Here is a 506-nt window from a genome sequence, read left to right as displayed (position 1 = left end):
GGGCGCGGTGGCGCTGCCGGGTGAGGACGTGGACGTGCGGCTGGCTCCGGTGTGGGGTCTGCTGCGGGCCGTCAGGGCGGAGAACCCGGATCGGTTCGTGCTGGTCGACACCGACGGCATGGACGAGTCCGGTGAGGTTCTGGAGGCGGCCGTCACCTCGGGTGAGCCGGAGACGGTGATCCGGGGCGGTGAGCTGCGGGTGGCGCGCCTGGCCCGGGTGCCGGTCGGGGCTGCGGTGTCGGTTCCGCAGGAGCGGGCGGCGGCCGGGCCGGGTGCTGGCGGGGCGGTGCCGGATGCCGGTCGGGTGGATGGAACGCTGCCGGATGCCGATCGGGTCGGCGGGGTGGTGCCGGGTGCGGACGGGCCTGCTCCGGTGTGGGGGGCGGACGGCACGGTGCTGGTGACCGGTGGCACGGGTGGTCTGGGTGCGCTGGTGGCGCGGCATCTGGTGGCGGTGCACGGGGTGCGGCGTCTGGTGCTGACCAGCCGGCGGGGTCTGGAGGCGC

At 76.3% G+C, this 506-nt stretch carries 1 protein-coding gene; it reads left to right on the top strand.

Annotated elements, in window-relative coordinates; translation table 11 throughout:
* Positions 1–7: 7 nt before the first annotated feature.
* A partial coding sequence (locus tag IEZ07_RS35365; RefSeq protein ID WP_373868907.1) for a SpnB-like Rossmann fold domain-containing protein occupies positions 8–506 on the top strand: 499 nt, incomplete at its 3' end.

The organism is Planomonospora parontospora (assembly GCA_014647935.1).
GTDB lineage: Bacteria > Actinomycetota > Actinomycetes > Streptosporangiales > Streptosporangiaceae > Planomonospora > Planomonospora parontospora.
Note: the sequence above shows the minus strand (reverse complement) of the source record. Positions and strands in the feature narration are given on the sequence as shown.